This is a genomic window from Peribacillus sp. NPDC101481 (assembly GCF_044767165.1).
In the GTDB taxonomy this organism is placed as follows: Bacteria; Bacillota; Bacilli; order Bacillales; family DSM-1321; genus Peribacillus.
In genome coordinates this window covers 971421-989172 of record NZ_JBIWNJ010000002.1, presented here as the reverse complement: position 1 = coordinate 989172, position 17752 = coordinate 971421, and the positions used below count along the sequence as shown (strand labels likewise).

Sequence of the window (17752 nt, the reverse complement as noted above, 5' to 3'; positions counted from 1 at the left end):
ATAATTTTTAAAATATTATTATAATATACTTCTATATCCAGGTTTAAAATGGAGAAAACCTTCTTCTCCGTTGTGTTTTTTCCTTATTAAATTCATATATTTTGGATCTGAAAATCTATTTTCAAAAAAGTCATTACCGTTATAAATCTTTTAAAAACACCTTCATGAAAGCCTTTTCACTATATTAACCCAAAGGTCGATTCATTGATAAATTACTATTACCCTTGTGTTGATTCAAAGGAAAAGCAAAAGGACAAAGCCATGGCCTTGTCCTTTTACAAATACATTAGTATTTTTTTAATATAATGAAAATTCATCAGTGATTTCCCTAATATTCTACATAAACCAACAGTAATCCATTTAGCGATATCATCTGGATAATTTAGGAAACTACCGATTCAGGTCCTTGTCAACTTTATAAATGAATGCGAATACCTCTGCAACAGCTCCATACAATTCTTCTGGAATCGTTTGATTTATATCCAATTGACCTAAAAGTGCAGCAAGCGATTCGTCCCTTTGGATTGGTATATCCAGTTTCATCGCCTTTTCCAGAATAATATCAGCGGTTTTACCTTTTCCCTTCGCCAATATGACGGGCGCTTTAGATGTCTTTTGATCATACTTTAAGGCAATCGCTTCTTTTCGTTTATCATTCATCATATTCGAATATCCACTCCACTATACGAACCGGTTTCTGAAAAAGGAATCGGTTTCCCCCCTTGGTCCCGCTCTTTTTCATTCACGGGATTTACAAAGGAAACCCCTGACAATCTGTAATCCATTTTTTCGAGATTCTCTCTCAGGATGTCAAGATATTGACCGGCTGCCTCTTCAAGGACCGCACCATTCCCATTTATGACCGTCACTTTGATGATTCGGTTTTGAACCTGCATGTCGATGACCGTCTCTTTAAGGCGTTCCAATTCTAAATAAAATAGGACACGGCAGTAATCCGGGTCAATTTTGCCATCTTTTGTTTTTCTTCCGCTCCATTGTAAAGTCAGATCCGTTTGAGCAGATCCCAGATTGAGTGGAACTGTAAGAAGTAAATTCTGAATCGGTCCATTTTCCTGTGAAAGGATCTGTTGCGCAGTAATCCGATTTAGGATTTGCTCGGCCATCTCCTTCATAGATGCCGGAATTTGTTCATTCAGCAATTTAAGCAGCAGCGGTTTAAGTGTCTCCAAATCCTTCGGGAAATCCGCCATATCTTCTCCAGAAAGGTTAATGAGTGCATGTTCCAGCTGAAGACCAAGGATCTTGGTCATTTCTTTCAGCTGATGTGCAACAGAAGGTCCATCGGTGAAATCGATTGTTTGAAACTCAGCTTCCAATATAAGTGAAAGGACTAGCTTCTCATTATTCCTAGCGTATTGGGCCTCAGGAAGCCTATTAAGCGACTGGAACAATAATTCAGCCGCCTTACCCTTCGACTCAGCTATTTGATCTGTGTCCTTATTCAAGTAGCCTATAAGGTCATTCACTTCCATATTTCCTCCTAGTGCCTTTTTAGCTGTTGCTTCGGTAAAAGAACTCTGGAGTAAATGAAAGGCATGAGAGGAAAGTTTTTCTGCAGTAATGTTTTTTCTCGGCATCGAGTGGATATCATGTGGCAGTTTTGCCCCCTCATGTTCATGACCGTTCAATATGCGATTAATAGCAGTATCGATCTCTTCAACTTTTGCAAATGCTCCGCTTTTTGCCTCGGAAAGCAGCTGCAATCCTTGATGTAATTTATCAACCGCTGAATTCTTAGCAATACCTGACCTAGCCTCAGATCCATCAATTAAATTCTCCAGAAAGACAGATTCCGTCATTCCCTTTGGAATGAAACCCGTCTTTTGGAGCAGGGAAAATGCACCGGATTTCATTTCTGGTGTTGAATCGGAATCCAGCCAAGTGGTAACTAGTTTTTGCAAACCGATTTGTTGAAACTGGTTCTGTTTAGCAACGTGTAAGGAGTCCAATACTTCCCTCAGCTTGCCGGCAGTCCTCGTTTCTGCTTCACCATCCTCCAGCTTTTGCTTGAAGCAACTGAGAAGTTTATGGAAAGGTTCACTTTTGGACTGTGTAAATAAAGCATCAAATACATCTTTTACAAAAGGCAGTTGCTGAATGAACATCGTTTTTATTACAGGCAGACCGGCTTCTGCAGCATCAGCAGCTTTTAACCATTGCATGGCGGGCTGAAAAGTATCCTTGGTTATCGGGAGGCGATTTGTCAGGAGATATTCGGCAAGCTTCAATGCGGACGGTTCGGGCGTTATGCCGAGATGAGCGATTAATTTTGCAGCCGTTCCCTTTATGCCGGAATCGTTCAAATCGGGGGAATTTAAAGCTTTTAACACGAGCCGCCCCTCAATTGGGTGCTGCACATGAAACCAATGCCTTTCTCCTGTCCGAAGCGGGATATCGAGAGTGGCAATCATTTTTTGGTGGCCAATCTGTACCTCGGCCGTTTGGTTAGGAAAAACTTTATTCACCTTCCCGAAAAGGATTTGCCCGTTTTTCCAACTAACAATTCCTTTTATTTCAATAGGTGAAGATAACGGTTGACCGATTGTTATGGATTGCACCACTCATCCCCCCCTTAATCCTTCGTTCTTGCAGCTATTTCCTTAACTGGTGCAAAACTTCTTCTATGCCAAGGTGTAAGCCCGTGCGTGTCGAGCGCTTCTAAATGTTGGCTTGTCCCGTAACCCATGTGCTTTTCAAAACCATATTCCGGATATTTCTCACCATATTCCTTCATCATTCTATCACGGGTCACTTTCGCTATTATGGAGGCCGCAGAGATGCTAATGCTTCTTGCGTCCCCCTTTATGAGCGAAAGCTGCGGAATCGGCACATCCAATTCCATTGCATCGATCAACAAATGATCAGGAAGTTCCGACAGATCGTTCAATGCGGCCACCATTGCCTTTTTCGTGGCTTGATATATATTGATTTCATCAATTACTTCGCTATGTACAACACCTACACCTATGGATAGTGCTTCCTTAAAAATCATTTCATAAAACAGTTCCCTTTTTGCCTCTGGAATCTTTTTGGAATCATTAAGCCCAGGCAAATAAAAAGATTCAGGCAAGATGACTGCACTGGTCACAACTGGTCCTGCCAGAGGTCCTCTTCCCACTTCATCGATACCAGCCAGAATGGAAAACCCCTGTTTTCTCAATTGACGCTCAAACTCCGTCATTTCCGTGAAAGCATCCCTTACCTGTTGTTCTTTTTCATAAGCTCTTTGCCATTTGCTTACTAAGTCGGTTACTCCCTTTCGTCCGTCCTCCCGGCATTTCTGTAAAAATAAATCTTCAGGCTCTCTTATTGTCTTTAACTTTGAGGAGATTTCCTTAATGCTCATTTCGGTTATCATCTTTATCACCCATCATATTAATTATCGGCAGCCTTGCTCCCTTTCTACAGTTCAAACAAAAATACGGAGCGGAAAAGAGACATCAAAAAGAGTAAGCCTTTTCGACATCCAATGCTCCAGCTCCGTATCAATCCTTTTCACTGATTGTCTTCAACAATCAGGTCATCGTTAATGTTATTCGGGATATCATTCTCTTCATAATCCAAAGGGACCTCAAACGTAAGCGGACCCATCTTTTCTGAACGGATTTCACGTACGACCAACTCTGCGGTCTTGTCATAATCGATGAACCCTCCAGATGCTAAACAGCCCCTGAACTTTCCGACCGCATCGAACAATTCGAGTGTTTCCTGCGGAATTACATCCAGATTATAACGGGATTTCAATCTATCCGGATATTCTTTTTCCAAAAAGCGAAGGCCGTATAATGAGACTTCATGCAAGTTTAAAATCGTATCTTTGATCGCACCTGTCAACGCAAGCTTCAAGCCTACTTCTTGATCCTCGAATTTCGGCCAGAGAATCCCCGGCGTGTCGAGCAATTCCAATTCCTTGCCAACTTTTATCCATTGTTGCGCTTTCGTGACGCCAGGCGTATTCCCTGTTTTGGCAATGTTCTTTTTGGCAAGCCGATTGATTAAAGTCGATTTCCCCACGTTCGGAATGCCGACTATCATGGCACGGATCGCTCTCGGCTTTATTCCTCTTGACTCCATCCGCTCATACTTCTCTTTTAAAAGTTTTTTGGAAGCAGCTGTAATCTGGTTTAAACCGTTTCCGGCCTGTGAGTTAATGGCAATCGCCGTTTTCCCCTGCGATTTATAATGTTCAAGCCACATATTCGTTTTTACCGGATCGGCCATATCAGCTTTATTCAAAAGGATGACCCTCGGTTTATGCTGAATGATTTCATCGATCATCGGATTTCGTGAAGATGCCGGTATCCGGGCATCCACAAGTTCAAAGATGATGTCGATCAGTTTTAATTTCTCTGTTACTTCCCGTCTTGCTTTGGCCATATGGCCAGGGAACCACTGTATTGTCAATGGAATGCACCTTCCTACTATTCCGCCAATCGAAAGTCTTCGATCGGCCAATAAACTAATTTAGTTTTTCCTAACACTTTATCGTAAGGAACGACACCTACGCCAAAATGGCGGCTATCCTTACTAAAACGGCGATTATCCCCCAGGACAAATAGGTGGCCTTCAGGCACCGTTTCTTGTTCTATGACATCACTTAATGTAAAAGGTTCCGTCAAGTCCCCGCCATCAATCAATTGTTCTTTATATTCATCCAAGTATGGCTCATCATAAGCTTTTCCATTCACGTAAAGAGTATCATTTTTATATTCGACTTTTTCCCCAGGCAATCCAATGACCCGCTTTATGTAATCCTTGCCTTCTGGAGCTTCGAAAACGATAATGTCGAATCTTTTCGGTTCACCGATCGAATAGGAAATTTTATTAACGATCATGCGGTCCGTATCCTTTAATGTCGGCATCATGGAATTACCGTCCACAACAATAGGAGCCAGAAGGAAATAACGAATCAGCGTCGCCGCTATAACCGCGATTATGACCGCCTTTGTCCATTCCCACAATTCATTTTTCTTTTTCGCCATCCTTACACACCCTTTTTGAAGCATATCAACAATTATTTTAACATGTTGCGGACGCTATAGCGAGCAGGATTCTATATAGTTTTCACCGTAAGTGTATTCATCGTTTCTTAAAGTGCAAAAAGGGAGCCTGATAAACAAGCTCCCTTTTTGCATGATACTGTTTGGTTATTCACCTTATGTGGATCATGGTAAACCCGCATGAAGATATTCGAAGAATTAACGACGAATTTCTTTAATACGTGCTTTTTTACCACGAAGTTCGCGTAGGTAATAAAGTTTCGCACGACGTACTTTACCGTGACGGATAACTTCTAGTTTCGCAATTTTTGGTGTGTGAACAGGGAAAGCACGTTCTACTCCAACGCCGTAAGAGATCTTACGTACTGTGAAAGTTTCACTAACTCCGCCGCCACGACGTTTGATTACAACGCCTTCAAACAACTGGATACGTTCACGAGTTCCTTCAATAACCTTTACGTGTACACGTACTGTGTCACCAGGTCTGAATGATGGAAGATCTGAGCGAAGTTGTTCTTTTGTGATTTCGTTAATAAGATTTTGCATCGATTTCAACTCCTCCTGGACGCTCTTGCAAATACTTATTGTTTGCAGCGGAACATCGTTATAAGACTGAGCATTTCGCCCAAGTCACAAGGTATATCCTATCATACTATAAACGTCGATGCAATAGAGATCAGTCTTCTTTTTTAATCTCGGACAATAATTTTTCTTCAACTTCCGATAGTTCATAACTATCGAGCAAATCCGGACGCCGAATCCAAGTTCTGCGCAGGGATTCCTTCATCCGCCATTCATCGATTTTTTTATGATTCCCGGATATTAGCGGATCGGGAACTTTCATCCCCCGGAAATCTGCAGGTCTAGTATAATGTGGATGCTCTAACAAACCAGAAGAATAGGAATCAAGAATCGGGGAGTCAACATTTCCAAGAACGCCAGGCAGCAAGCGCACAACGCTGTCAATAATGACCATTGCGCCCAATTCCCCGCCTGTAAGCACAAAGTCGCCTATCGATATTTCATCAGTGACGACATGCTCCCGGATCCGCTCATCATACCCTTCATAATGCCCGCAAATGAAAATGAGATGTTCCTCTTCAGCTAACTCTTCGGCTTTTTTCTGCGTGTAACGCTCTCCCTGGGGGCAAAGCAGGACTACCCTTGGGGTTAGCTCACCTTGCCCTTTAAGAGCTTCCACGGCATCAAAGATCGGTTGTGCCTTCAATACCATTCCGGCACCGCCGCCATACGGATAATCATCAACCGTCGAATGCTTATTATCTGCATAATCTCGGAAATTGGTCACCTTATAGCTGACAGCCTGCTTTTCCGCAGCCTTTTTTAAGATTGACGAACCAAATACCCCTTCGAACATTTCTGGAAAAAGCGAAAGCACATCGATTTTCATCAGTCTAAAAGTCCTTCCATCGGTGTAATGATGACCTTTTTAGCGGAAATATCCACTTCTTTAACAATTTGTTCAATATACGGAATCAAAATGTCCTTACTGCCAGCTTTCTTAATGACCCAAACATCATTTGCACCAGGCGTAAGAACCTCAATGATTTCCCCAACTTCAATGCCTTCATCCGTAAATACCGAACAGCCGATGATTTCATGGAAGTAGAACTCACCTTCGTCCAATTTACCAAGCTGTGCTTCCTTGACTTTCAGGACCCCGTTCTTAAAAGCCTCGACTTGTCCGACGTTATAATAGTTCTCGAACGTCAATAGGTTAAAGTTTTTATGGGTGCGATGCGACCTGATGACAAGCGGCAAAGGTTTTTTCTCAGTGTCCCTGAACAAATACAGAGTATTTCCCATTTTGTATCGTTTTTCCGGAAAGTCTGTTGAAGAAATAACACGGACTTCTCCTAAAAGACCATGTGTGTTGACAATTTTACCTACATTAAACCATTTTTCCATTCTTTCACCTCTAACGAATTTCCGAGACGATTCCATCTTTAATGACAATGGTCTTCGTTGCCATGATTTCGTCCCAATCTGCCCCAATTTCCACATCAATGATACTTTGAACTTCCCGTTCCTTCAATTCACTTCCGGCAGGAAGGATCTCCAACTGCTCCATTTGAAATTCAAGCAGTTTAATTTTTTCTTGCCTCTGGTTTATTTCTTTTTCGAAATGAGCACGGAGACTAGCAGGTTGGAGAGTTCTTGTTTTTTCAAGTTTTTTCAGTTCAAAGCGAAGCTGTTCACTCTCTTTTTGAAGCTGAAGGCGTTTTGACTTGTATTTCTCGAGGAGCTGATTCTTGCTGGATTCCGTTAATACTTGGTTAACGATTACATTTTGGAGAATTTTCATTCCAGCACCTCCTATTATCTATGATTTCGTATTTCCTTCTAAAAATATGTATGATGGGGTAATCTTTTTGAAATGGGGGTCATTCTCTTAAGTATAACGTAAATCGGTAAAAGATGCGTCTTAAAAGGCGTAAAGTTTAAAGCCCGAATTTGATCAATTGGGATCTAAGCTTTCTTGAAGTACAAAAAAAGGAGGGGAATTAACCCTCCTTATTCGGAAATCTCCAAATAGATTTTCTTCTGCTGTGAAGATCCTGCTGCATATACCACAGTCCGAATCGCCTTAGCAACACGCCCTTGTTTACCGATCACCTTGCCCATATCCTCTTTATGAACGGAGAGGATATAAACAATCCGGTCGGATTCTTCCTTGGAGGTCACAATGACCTCTTCCGGATAATCCACAAGTGCTGAAACAATCGTTTCAATCAGTGCTTTCATCAACTACCGTCGATTACTTGCTGTTTTTTGCAACATGGAATTTTTCCATGATGCCTTGTGTTGAGAATAAGTTACGAACTGTATCAGATGGTTTAGCTCCATCTTGTAACCATTTAAGAGCAAGCTCTTCGTTGATATCAACTTTTGCTGGTTGAGCCACCGGGTTATAAGTTCCTACCACTTCAATGTAACGTCCGTCACGTGGTGAACGAGAATCTGCAACTACAATACGATAGAAAGGAGATTTTTTAGCTCCCATACGTTTTAAGCGAATTTTTACTGCCATTTTAAATAAGCACCTCCGAATAGTTTCACACAAGATAGTATAATATCAAATGTCTTGCATGTTTGTAAAGGTTTTTTTCTTAACAGGTAAAAAAAGTGTTGAAATACATGGCTTCGACCCGTATTTCACCTTAGTTCCGAGCTGAAATAAACCTTACATGAACGGGAATTTAAATCCCTTTTTCTTTCCTTTTTGCATGTTCGTAACCTGTTTCATCATCTTTTTCATTTCTTCGAATTGCTTCAGTAGACGGTTCACTTCTTGAATCGATCTGCCGCTTCCTTTGGCAATCCGTTTCTTGCGGGATGCATTCATGGTTTCCGGATGTTCCTTTTCATGCGTTGTCATTGATCGGATGATAGCTTCAACATGACCGATTTGTTTTTCATCGATCTGAAGGTTGTCCATCCCTTTCATTTTATTCGCACCTGGAATCATTTTCAGAATATCATCAAGCGGTCCCATATTCCGCACCTGACCGAGCTGATCAAGGAAATCATCAAAGGTAAAAGTGGCTGTACGCATCTTTTTCTCTAATTCTTTCGCTTTTTCTTCATCAACATTGGCCTGTGCTTTTTCGATAAGGGTCAACACATCACCCATGCCGAGGATCCTTGACGCCATCCGTTCTGGATGGAACGCTTCAAGTGCATCCAATTTTTCACCCATACCGACGAATTTAATAGGCGTGTTGGTGACTGAACGAATTGAAAGTGCCGCACCACCACGTGTATCCCCATCAAGTTTCGTTAATACGGCTCCTGTCAGGCCCAGCTGTTCATTGAAACTTTGGGCTACATTGACCGCATCCTGACCGGTCATCGCATCGACAACCAGGAAGATTTCATCTGGTTTTGTCAACTCTTTGATATCCTTCAGTTCGCCCATCAAGTTTTCATCAACATGAAGGCGACCTGCGGTATCAATCAACACATAATCATGATGTTCTTCCTTAGCTTTTTCAATTGCCTGTTTAGCAATTTCAACAGGACTGACCTGGTCCCCAAGGGAGAAAACAGGCATGCTTAATTGTTTGCCAAGTGTTTCAAGCTGCTTAATCGCCGCCGGACGGTAAATATCAGCCGCAACGAGCAATGGCTTGCGGTTGTATTTTTTCCTTAGAAGATTGGCAAGCTTTCCGGTGGTCGTCGTTTTACCTGCACCTTGAAGACCTACCATCATGATGACAGTCGGTGGTTTCGAGGCAACGGCAATCTTGCTTTGTTCGCCGCCCATCAGCTCCGTCAATTCTTCCTTGACTACCTTTATTACCTGTTGACCGGGGGTTAAGCTTTTCAGCACTTCCTGACCTACCGAACGTTCACTGACACGTTTTACAAAATCCTTCACGACTTTAAAGTTAACATCCGCTTCAAGCAGGGCCAATCGAACTTCACGCATCATTTCTTTAACGTCCGCTTCGTTGACTTTCCCTTTTCCACGGATCTTTTGCATCGTGCTCTGCAGTCGGTCGGCCAATCCTTCAAATGCCATATTGCCGCCTCCTAATCCAACTTCTCAAGCGTTGTGATTGCTTCTAGCAGCTTCTCTTTTGAAAAGGAATCCTTTTCTATGAGTCCCTTCATATTCGCAATCCACTGGTTACGCTCTTGAAATTTTTGAAATAACAACAGCTTTGCTTCATATTCCTCAAGCATCGCTTCTGTTCTTTTTATATTATCATAGACTGCCTGCCTACTGACTTCGTATTCATCGGCAATCTCGCCAAGAGAGTAATCATCCAGATAGTAGAGGGACATATAGCTCTGCTGCTTCTCTGTTAACAACGATTGGTAAAAGTCATACAAATAATTAATCCGCGTTGTCTTTTCAAGCATCTTAGCAAGCCTCCCTGCTGTTAAGTGAAAACCCTTTACAAGTTTATATTGTAAAGCCTTGTTTATTTGATGTCAAGTTAAACTCCTTACCACTTGTTTGCAAAGCATTATTTTTTTCTTTATTCCGCTTTTTTAGACCTTTATGCAATTGTTTCCCTAATTTGCACAGTGAACGAAAAACCAGAAGAGAATTATCTCTTCCGGCTTACAATTTTTCTTAAACCTCTTCTTTATCGATGATATCAGCAAAAAGGCCATAAACGTATTTCTCAGCATCGAATTCCTGTAGATCGTCCATTTTTTCACCTAGCCCGACAAATTTAACGGGTATGGCCAATTCATTGCGAATTGCCAAAACAATTCCGCCTTTTGCGGTGCCATCAAGCTTTGTTAAAACAATACCGGAAACATTGGTCGCTTCCTTGAATGTTTTTGCCTGAATGAGGGCATTTTGTCCAGTTGTTGCGTCAAGGGCAAGCAACACCTCATGTGGTGCACCAGGTACTTCACGTTCAATTACACGTTTCACCTTTTCCAATTCCTTCATTAAGTTCACTTTATTCTGTAAGCGACCGGCAGTATCACAGATCAGGATATCCGCTTTTCGTGCCTTGGCGGCCTGAATGGCGTCGAACATGACCGCTGCAGGGTCAGAGCCTTCACCCTGTTTGATTACACTGACGCCGACACGCTCTCCCCAAACCTCAAGCTGTTCAATCGCACCGGCACGGAAGGTATCCCCTGCAGCCAATACGACTGATTTACCTTCCATTTTGAATTTATGGGCAAGTTTACCAATGGTCGTCGTTTTACCTACCCCATTAACCCCTACAAACAAAATGACCGTCAAACCCTCTTCTTGTATATTCAGGCTTGAAGTCGCTTCATCATCACCTTGGTAGATTTCCACTAGCTTTTCGGAAATAACGGACTGCACTTCCCTCGTATCAGAGATATTACGAAGCTTTACTTCCCTTTTCAATTGATCAATCAGTTCCATCACAGTATCAAAGCCTACATCTGCCTGTATCAGGATTTCTTCAAGTTCTTCAAAAAAGTCCTCATCCACTTTCCGATAACGGGCAACAAGTTCATTAACCCTTCCAGTAAAGGAATTCCTCGTCTTTGTCAAACCTTGCTTGAATTTTTCCCCTATGGATACTTCTGCTTCGACTGATTTTTCTTTTTCTTTTTCTTCCTGGGTCGTAAATTTCTCTTTTAGCTTTTTGAAAAAACTCATTGTCCCACTTCCTCTAATTCATGAATTTTAAACTTCAATAAAGTTTTCTGATTCTTCCATCCGGACGGAAACAAGTTTGGAGACGCCTGACTCTTGCATCGTAATGCCATATAGGACATCTGCTTCTTCCATCGTGCCTTTGCGGTGAGTAATCACGATGAACTGCGTTTCCCTGCTGAACTTCCTTAAAAATTGACTGAACCGGACAACATTCGCCTCATCAAGCGCTGCCTCGACTTCATCAAGGATACAGAAAGGCACCGGACGCACTTTTAGAATGGAGAATAAAAGGGCTATGGCTGTCAATGCTCTTTCTCCCCCGGATAAGAGACTCAAATTTTGCAGTTTTTTCCCGGGAGGCTGTGCAATGATATCCACACCTGTATTTAGTAAATCATCCGGATTTGTCAGTTTCAGCTCAGCTCTGCCTCCGCCAAATAAAGCTTTGAAGACTTGTTCGAATTCTTCACGGATCGAATAGAAGGTATCCGCAAAGCGCCGCTTCATTTCATCATCCATTTCATCTATGACCTGGAATAATGTATCCTTCGCCTGTTGAAGGTCTTCCTTTTGACTTAGAAGGAATTCATAGCGTTCAGCTACACGTGCGTATTCATCAATTGCACCTAGATTCACCGTTCCCAGTTCCTCGATTGCAAGCTTGATGAGCTTCACCCTTTTTTGAGCTTCTTCTGCAGGCATCATCAATGGATACTGTTCTTTAGCACCTTCAAAGGAAAGGGTATATTCTTCTCTCAAGTGCTCGAGACGATTTTCCAGTTCGACATCCAGACGAGTTAATTTCACTTCTTCATCCTTTATCACTTCGACAATGCCTCTATAAAGTCGATTTTCTTCTTTTAAGGACAGTTCAAGCGATTCAACTTCCTTTAGAAGCTCGTTTTTTTCCTGTTTTTTTATGGTGATTCCTTCAATTGCCCCATTTTTGTCAAGCAATTTCTGCTGAGCCATATCTTCCAGTGACTCTTCCCCGCTTGAGCTGTCTGTCATTTCATTGGTAAGGAGGCCTAAATCATCTTTGTTTTCGGCAAGCCTGCTTGTTTCCTTTGAAAGATCCGATTCAATGCGTTCCATCTTCTCTTTTTGGTTTTGCAGCTGGCCACGCTTGGAGGCAAGCATTACCCTCAGTTCATTCGTTTCTTCAGCAAGGTTCTCCTTTGAGGATTGTTGGGATTGCTTTTGTTCGGTCATTTCGGAAATCAACTTGTCAAGCCCCTCAATTTCCGATTTACATGAGTCCAAAAGTTCTTCCAGCTCTTCAAGTCTTGCTGTTTTTTGCTGCTGTTCTTCTAAATATGAATTTTTATCCAAATCATAAAGATGCAGCCGTTCATTCACATTTCTTTCCTGCAGCTCCACTTCACGGAGTTCACCCTTAAGGGTTTGTTCTTGTAAACGAAGTCTCTCTCCTGTTTTTCTGGTTTGTTCAAGCGTTTGCTCTTGAAGACCCACATCCACTTTGAGCTGTTTGACTTGCTTTTCTAGCTGATTCGTTTTAGCTTCCATGGCAGCAAGTTTTTGTTGGAGCTCTTCCAATTCCGTTTTCCTTGAAAGCAGGGAGGTCGTTTTTTGCTTTAAGGCTCCGCCTGTCATTGAACCGCCTGGATTGACGATATCCCCCTCAAGCGTTACGAAGCGGAAACGGTGCTGCATCATTTTCGCCAGGTCATTTGCGCCTTTTAAATCAGTGGTGATGATCACGGTTCCCAATAGGTTTTCAGCAATCGCTGCATGCCTATCATCATATTGGATCAATGAGGAACCAGTCCCTACAAAAGCGGAATGGCTCTTCAGCATCGATAATTGGTTAGCTGATATCTCTCTTGCCTTTATGACTGATAAAGGCAAGAACGTCGCACGCCCATACCTATTTTTCTTCAAGAAGGAAATGGCTTCCCGTGCATGCTCCTCGCGTTCCACGACAACATGCTGCATGGCTCCGCCCAGAGCCGTTTCGATGGCCGTTTCATATTCCTTTGGAACCTTTATCAATTCCGCAACTGCCCCTTCAATGCCTGGAAGGGTTTCTTTCGCTTTCAAAACCTCTTTTACACCCTGAAAGAAGCCTGCATAATCATCTTCCATTTCTTCAAGCAGTTCCTTACGTGATTTTGCCTGTTGAAGGAATTGATAGGCCTTATAAAGGGTGGTTTCTTGTTTTTGATACGTATCTTTTGCCGCATTCAATTTATTCTGCTGATTTCGGAAATAAGTGACATGCTCTTCAAGTTGCTTGGTCATATTGTCCATCAGCTTTGAATATTCCACTTTTTTAGCAGTGATATCCATTCTTTCGGTTAAGAACTTTTCATTTTCCATGTCAAGTTTAGCATTTTTATGTTCCTGCTGTGTTAGCTGCTGGAGCAGGTATTGTTTTTCGTTTTTAGCCGATGCCTGCTTGTTCAACCACTCGATATAGTCACTCTTTTTCGCTTCGATCATCGCTTCGATATCACTATTGAATAGGCCCAGGCTTTTTTGTTTTTCATGTAAGGTTTCAGAAATCCCCTTCACTTCCAAGTTCAGTGCATTCAGGATTTCCGTTTCTCTTTCCTTTTGCAAAGACAGACGCTCGACAGCAGCCTCACCTTCCACAATCGCTTTTTCCAGCTGTGACTTGTTTTGGGCGGCATTCTTTTTCCGTTCTTTCAAAACTTCTTTACGGCCTTCAAGCTTTTCAAGTTCTTCACTGGCATTCAGGAGAATTTCCTGAAGACCATTGATCGATGTCTCAAGCGTCGCAAGACTATCCCTTAGCTTTTTGAGATGCGCTTCCCTATCATGAAGCTGTCCTGCCATTTGCTGTTCCATTTCATTATGTTTTTCAAGTTCCTGTGATAGTTTTTCCCATTTTTCATAAAGTTCTTCTATTTCAAAAACGGTTAAAGCCACTTCTATTTGCTCAAGCTCGTCTTTCTTCGCCAAAAATTCCTTGGCGAGGGAAGACTGAATTTTTAATGGCTCCACCTGCCCCTCCAATTCATGGAGGATATCATGGACACGGTTTAAGTTATCCTGTGTTTCCGTCAGCTTCGATTCCGCTTTTCGTTTTCTCGTTTTATACTTCAGGACACCGGCTGCTTCTTCAAAAATCACTCGTCTTTCTTCAGCCTTACTGCTAAGGATTTCTTCCACTTTCCCTTGGCTGATGATGGAAAACGCTTCTCTCCCAAGACCAGAATCCATGAAAAGGTCTATGATGTCTTTCAGACGGCAACCTTGATTATTAATGAAAAATTCACTTTCTCCCGATCGATATACACGTCTTGTCACACTGACTTCATGAAAGTCAATCGGCAGGGAATTGGTCTCGTTATCAAGGGTCAATGATACTTCCGCAAAATTCAACGCTTTCCTCGTGTCACTTCCCGAAAAGATGATATCTTCCATTTTTGCTCCACGCAGTGATTTCGCAGACTGCTCTCCAAGTACCCATCGGACTGCATCGGTCACATTACTTTTACCGCTTCCGTTTGGTCCAACCACTGCCGTGACACCAGGTACAAAATCAATCGAAATTTTCTCTGCGAAAGATTTAAATCCTACAACGTCCAAACGTTTGAGGAACATGACCTTTCCCCCTCTACTGTTCAACTATCTTGTTGATTTTTTTTCTTTTAAAACGATCAATGCATGCTCGGCAGCATGCTGCTCCGCTTCTTTTTTGGACTTTCCTATTCCAGAGCCCAGCTCTTCCCCATTCAAGGAGACGGTCGAAACAAACTCCCGATTATGAGCCGGTCCTTTTTCCTGCAAGATCTTATATTGCAGGACACCGATGGCATCACGCTGGATCAGCTCCTGAAGCTGGCTCTTATAATCCATCACATGAGAAAAAGCACCCTCGTCTATCTTCGGAAACACGACATTCGTCAAAAACTGAACAACTGGCTCTAATCCTTGATCAAGGTACAAAGCACCAATATAGGCTTCGAATACATCCGCAAGCATGGCAGGGCGTTCTCTTCCGCCTGTCATTTCTTCCCCTTTTCCGAGCAATACATATTCCCCGTAAGAAAGACTATTGGCAAAAGCAACAAGTGAAGGCTCACATACAATGGCTGCCCTCAGTTTGGTAAGTTCACCTTCGCTCATCATCGGATATTTTTGATATAAGTATTTAGAGATGGTCAGTTCAAGTACAGCGTCTCCCAAAAATTCAAGCCTTTCATTATCTTCATAAGGCTTACGGCGATGCTCATTCACATAAGATGAATGTGTAAAAGCTTGTTTCAATAAATTTTCATCTTTAAAATAAAAACCCAGATTTTCTTGCAACTGTTTAAATTTATTATCCTTGATTGATGGTTTACGATTATTTCCGTTCCTACGCATCACACAAAACCCTCCACAACGGTTCAAAAAGCATATTTTTCCAATATATAAAAAGAAACCTGGCAGGAATTCCTGTCAAGCTTTCCTATGTACCATCATACATTATTATCCGCTTAAAGAAAACCAATGGCAAAAGACCACTGCCATGCAGGCGGTGCTTACCCGCGTACATGCTCATTCCCTTATCTGACGCGGCATCAAACTTCTTTAGCAATAAGAGAAAGCCCCGTTAAAAAACGGAGCTTTTAGTCAAATGACAATTCATTACATAGTGCTTTGTATGTAATTCACAGCATCACCTACTGTGGCGATTTTTTCAGCGTCATCGTCCGAAATTTCCATATCAAACTCGTCTTCGAATTCCATGACTAGTTCAACTACATCCAGGGAATCGGCACCAAGATCCTCTTTGAAAGAAGCTTCAAGTTTTACCTCTGATTCTTCTACGTTCAAACGATCTACAACGATTTTGGTTACTCTTTCTAATACATCTGCCAATGTGTTCACCTCCCCTCAAGACATTATAAATTAATTTCGAAAAAAATCAAGAAAACTTACATTACCATTCCGCCATCTACATGAAGTGTTTGCCCAGTCATATATTTGCTGGCATCGGAAGCGAGGAAAGACGCCACTGCAGCAATATCTTTAGGGTCACCGAACCGTGCAAGCGGAATTTGGTCCAGCATGGCTTTTTGGACGTCTTCAGGCAATTCCCCGGTCATATCCGTTGAGATGAAACCTGGGGCAATCGCATTGACCGTAATGCCTCTTGAAGCAAGTTCCTTTGCCGTGGTTTTAGTCAAACCGATCACACCAGCTTTAGCCGCTACATAATTAGCCTGCCCTGCATTTCCACTGACGCCGACGATCGATGCCATATTGATGATCCTGCCGCTGCGCTGCTTCATCATTTGCCTTGTAACCGCCTTTGTGCATAGGAACACGCCTTTAAGATTCGTATTGATCACAGAATCCCATTCATCTTCTTTCATACGCATCAATAGGTTATCACGTGTGATACCTGCATTATTAACCAGGATATCCACTCTGTCAAACTGTTCGATGACCTCTTTGATCATGCTTGTCACCGATTCACTATTTGCAACATCGCATTGGATGGCAAATGCTTTACGGCCCAATGCCTTGATTTCATCAACCACTTCATTCGCTTTAGCTTCACTGCCGGAATAGTTGATGGCAACGTCTGCTCCCTGACGGGCAAGTTCCAATGCAACTTCCCTCCCAATACCTCGTGAAGCTCCAGTTACAAGTGCTTTTTTACCTTCGAGGATCATGCTTGTACCCCCTTCAATGTTTCAATTGTTTTAGTTAGAGTATCTATATCGGAAACCGAATGAATTTGAACGGAACGATCGATTTTCTTTATCAATCCGCCCAATACTTTCCCCGGGCCCACCTCGATGAACGTATCCACGCCCAATTCAAGCAGATTTTTCACGCTGTCTTCCCAAAGGACCGGTGAATACAGCTGTTCGATTAATTTTTCTTTAATTTCAGCAGGTGCTGTAATGGGCTTAGCCGTTACGTTTGAAATGACAGGAATTTCAGCCTGTTTGAAGCTTACTTCATCGAGGACACCCTGTAACTTTTCTGCTGCCGGTTTCATTAATTCCGAATGGAACGGTCCACTCACTTCAAGAGGAAGAGCACGTTTAGCCCCATTTTCCTTGGCTTTTGCACTTGCAAGTTTAACACCTTCGGAGGTGCCTGAAATGACGATTTGCCCTGGACAATTGATATTGGCCAATTGAACGGATTCACCAGTGGCCGTAATTTCAGAAGTGACTTCAGATAGAGCTTCACGTTCCATTCCCAATATCGCAGCCATTGAGCCTTGGCCATTCGGTACCGCAGCTTCCATGAATTCACCACGTTTACGCACTGTATATACGGCATCTTCAAAAGAAATTGCGCCAGATGCCACTAATGCCGTATATTCACCTAAGCTGTGCCCGGCTGTATAATCGGGTTTGATCCCCGCTTCTTCCAGCTCCTTGACAAAAGCATAACTCGTGGTCAATAAAGCAGGCTGTGCATTATAAGTCACCGTTAATTCTTGTTGTGTGCCATTAAAGATCAATTCAGAAAGTGGGAAATCAAGTTTTTCATCTGCTGATCGAAATATTTGCTGAGCACGCTCGTTTTCCTGAAATAAGCCATGCCCCATTCCTATTGATTGTGATCCTTGTCCTGGAAAGACAAAAGCAATTTTACCCATATG

Annotated in this window: 19 protein-coding genes; all 19 read right to left on the bottom strand. The window is 42.4% G+C overall.

What is annotated here, in order from left to right; genetic code table 11:
* Positions 1-390: 390 nt before the first annotated feature.
* Positions 391-663, bottom strand: coding sequence for an EscU/YscU/HrcU family type III secretion system export apparatus switch protein (locus ACIROD_RS14840; protein WP_402941802.1), 273 nt, complete (start codon positions 661-663; stop codon positions 391-393).
* Entirely contained in the window at positions 660-2579 is a 1920-nt protein-coding gene (locus ACIROD_RS14835) for a hypothetical protein (RefSeq protein ID WP_402941800.1), read from the bottom strand. The genes ACIROD_RS14840 and ACIROD_RS14835 overlap by 4 nt, the downstream gene beginning before the upstream one ends.
* Positions 2580-2593: 14 nt before the next feature.
* Positions 2594-3376 (bottom strand): ribonuclease HII, encoded by a 783-nt coding sequence (locus ACIROD_RS14830; protein WP_230177691.1) that lies wholly within the window; start codon positions 3374-3376, stop codon positions 2594-2596.
* A 140-nt stretch (positions 3377-3516) separates the two neighbouring features.
* Positions 3517-4425: a ribosome biogenesis GTPase YlqF gene (gene ylqF / locus ACIROD_RS14825; RefSeq protein WP_402941798.1), complete on the bottom strand. Its 909-nt coding sequence runs from the start codon at positions 4423-4425 to the stop codon at positions 3517-3519.
* A gap of 17 nt (positions 4426-4442) precedes the next feature.
* The gene (gene lepB / locus ACIROD_RS14820) at positions 4443-5003 is read right to left on the bottom strand and encodes a signal peptidase I (protein ID WP_101224633.1); all 561 of its coding nucleotides are present in this window, start codon (positions 5001-5003) and stop codon (positions 4443-4445) included.
* Positions 5004-5219: 216 nt separating this feature from the next.
* The gene (gene rplS, locus ACIROD_RS14815) at positions 5220-5567 is read right to left on the bottom strand and encodes a 50S ribosomal protein L19 (RefSeq protein WP_034313702.1); all 348 of its coding nucleotides are present in this window, start codon (positions 5565-5567) and stop codon (positions 5220-5222) included.
* A 130-nt stretch (positions 5568-5697) separates the two neighbouring features.
* On the bottom strand, positions 5698-6432 hold the full coding sequence (trmD, locus tag ACIROD_RS14810) for a tRNA (guanosine(37)-N1)-methyltransferase TrmD (RefSeq protein ID WP_402941795.1): 735 nt from the start codon (positions 6430-6432) through the stop codon (positions 5698-5700).
* On the bottom strand, positions 6432-6950 hold the full coding sequence (gene rimM, locus ACIROD_RS14805; RefSeq protein WP_402941793.1) for a ribosome maturation factor RimM: 519 nt from the start codon (positions 6948-6950) through the stop codon (positions 6432-6434). Before rimM ends, trmD begins: the two co-directional genes overlap by 1 nt.
* Before the next feature lie 10 nt (positions 6951-6960).
* The gene (locus ACIROD_RS14800) at positions 6961-7347 is read right to left on the bottom strand and encodes a YlqD family protein (protein WP_034313711.1); all 387 of its coding nucleotides are present in this window, start codon (positions 7345-7347) and stop codon (positions 6961-6963) included.
* Between the two features lie 209 nt (positions 7348-7556).
* Positions 7557-7787, bottom strand: coding sequence for a KH domain-containing protein (locus ACIROD_RS14795; RefSeq protein ID WP_048684915.1), 231 nt, complete (start codon positions 7785-7787; stop codon positions 7557-7559).
* Between the two features lie 13 nt (positions 7788-7800).
* Complete coding sequence (gene rpsP, locus ACIROD_RS14790; RefSeq protein ID WP_057913437.1) at positions 7801-8073, bottom strand: 30S ribosomal protein S16; 273 nt, start codon at positions 8071-8073, stop codon at positions 7801-7803.
* Positions 8074-8226: 153 nt separating this feature from the next.
* A complete protein-coding gene (gene ffh, locus ACIROD_RS14785; protein WP_101224630.1) occupies positions 8227-9567 on the bottom strand; it encodes a signal recognition particle protein in 1341 nt (446 codons plus the stop codon).
* An 11-nt stretch (positions 9568-9578) separates the two neighbouring features.
* A complete protein-coding gene (locus ACIROD_RS14780; RefSeq protein WP_101224629.1) occupies positions 9579-9911 on the bottom strand; it encodes a putative DNA-binding protein in 333 nt (110 codons plus the stop codon).
* A 217-nt stretch (positions 9912-10128) separates the two neighbouring features.
* Complete coding sequence (gene ftsY, locus ACIROD_RS14775) at positions 10129-11151, bottom strand: signal recognition particle-docking protein FtsY (RefSeq protein WP_101224628.1); 1023 nt, start codon at positions 11149-11151, stop codon at positions 10129-10131.
* Positions 11152-11178: 27 nt separating this feature from the next.
* Positions 11179-14742 (bottom strand): chromosome segregation protein SMC, encoded by a 3564-nt coding sequence (smc, locus tag ACIROD_RS14770; RefSeq protein ID WP_402941790.1) that lies wholly within the window; start codon positions 14740-14742, stop codon positions 11179-11181.
* 24 nt (positions 14743-14766) lie between these two features.
* Positions 14767-15507, bottom strand: a complete 741-nt coding sequence (rnc, locus tag ACIROD_RS14765) for a ribonuclease III (protein WP_402942948.1) — start codon at positions 15505-15507, stop codon at positions 14767-14769.
* Positions 15508-15771: 264 nt separating this feature from the next.
* The gene (locus tag ACIROD_RS14760) at positions 15772-16005 is read right to left on the bottom strand and encodes an acyl carrier protein (RefSeq protein ID WP_034313729.1); all 234 of its coding nucleotides are present in this window, start codon (positions 16003-16005) and stop codon (positions 15772-15774) included.
* A 56-nt stretch (positions 16006-16061) separates the two neighbouring features.
* Positions 16062-16805, bottom strand: a complete 744-nt coding sequence (gene fabG / locus ACIROD_RS14755) for a 3-oxoacyl-[acyl-carrier-protein] reductase (protein ID WP_101224625.1) — start codon at positions 16803-16805, stop codon at positions 16062-16064.
* The gene (gene fabD / locus ACIROD_RS14750) at positions 16802-17749 is read right to left on the bottom strand and encodes an ACP S-malonyltransferase (RefSeq protein ID WP_402941787.1); all 948 of its coding nucleotides are present in this window, start codon (positions 17747-17749) and stop codon (positions 16802-16804) included. The genes fabG and fabD overlap by 4 nt, the downstream gene beginning before the upstream one ends.
* Positions 17750-17752: the final 3 nt, after the last annotated feature.